Raw genomic sequence first — 1,201 nt, 5'->3', positions numbered from 1 at the left:
GTTGGCCATGATAATTACCAAGAATCATATCAACTGGCTCAACAGATCTTGGATCAAGGGATTACGGCCTTATTCGTTTCTGATGATTTAATGGCTGCGGGAGTTTTAAATGCCTTAACCGATTTAGGGAAAAAGGTTCCTGATGATTTTGAAATTATTGCCGGGAACGGGACGGCTACCGCTCAATTAACCCGCCCAATGTTAACGACGATATCGCAACCAATGTACGATTTGGGAGCTGTTTCAATGCGGCTCCTGACCAAGATGATGACCGAAGGGGCGGGTGAAGACGAAGAACTCAACGTGGTGATGAACCATGAATTAGTTGAACGGCAAACCACTCGCACCGATCAATAGCTCTAACTTGAATTTAGTTGGTAAATCTAGTAAAATTAATCTGTTTTTAAATCTGAAAAAAGAAAAGGGGACGACACAAATGTCAGGACATTCAAAATGGCATAACATTCAAGGACGTAAAAACGCCCAAGATGCTAAGCGTGGTAAGATCTTCCAAAAGATCTCACGGGATTTATACCAAGCAGCTAGGGCTGGCGATCCCGATCCAGCTAACAATCCTCAATTACGACTCGTGATGGATAAGGCGCGGGCAGCAAACATGCCTAAGCAAAACATTCAACGGGCGATTGACAAAGCAACCGGTGCTGGTGGAGCTAACTTTGAAGAAATCACTTACGAAGGTTATGGTCCTGGTGGGGTTGCTGTCATGGTATCTTGTTTAACGGATAACAAGAACCGGACGGCTTCTGCAATCCGGTCAGCCTTTACTCACTCTGGGGGTTCCTTAGGTGCTAACGGATCCGTTTCATACATGTTCAATCGTCAAGGTTTGATTGAAATCTTACGGGAAGATTTGGACAAGGATGAAGACGAAATGTTAATGGATGCCTTAGATGCGGGTGCTGATGATATGCAAGCAGATGAGGAAATGTTCCACATTTACACGGATCCAAGTTCCATGACCGCAGTTCGGGATGCACTGCAAGCTGACGGGTACGAATTGGAAACAGCCGAAGTTACGATGATTCCGGAAAACAAAACGGAAGTACCATCAGATAAGGTAAGCCAATACCAACACTTAATCGATGAATTAGAAGAAAATGATGATGTGGCGGATGTTTATGAAGCTGGATTTATTCCAGAAGCATAAACAGCGCGTCAATCAACGGAGCGATAACTTTTC

Annotated in this window: 2 protein-coding genes; both read left to right on the top strand. The window is 44.2% G+C overall.

From position 1 onward, the window contains the following. On the top strand, positions 1-357 hold a 357-nt coding region (locus PS3_RS04795; RefSeq protein ID WP_040468203.1), incomplete at its 5' end, for a substrate-binding domain-containing protein. 79 nt (positions 358-436) lie between these two features. Further along, a complete protein-coding gene (locus PS3_RS04790) occupies positions 437-1,168 on the top strand; it encodes a YebC/PmpR family DNA-binding transcriptional regulator (protein WP_007122211.1) in 732 nt (243 codons plus the stop codon). Positions 1,169-1,201: the final 33 nt, after the last annotated feature.

Source organism: Limosilactobacillus gastricus PS3 (assembly GCF_000247775.1).
Taxonomy (GTDB): domain Bacteria; phylum Bacillota; class Bacilli; order Lactobacillales; family Lactobacillaceae; genus Limosilactobacillus; species Limosilactobacillus gastricus_A.
This window is presented reverse-complemented; position numbering and strand designations above follow the sequence as displayed.

Bases quoted from the DNA above. Each gene is read 5' to 3' on its own strand.
- PS3_RS04790 (WP_007122211.1), top strand. From the start codon at position 437: ATGTCAGGACATTCAAAATGGCATAACATTCAAGGACGTAAAAACGCC.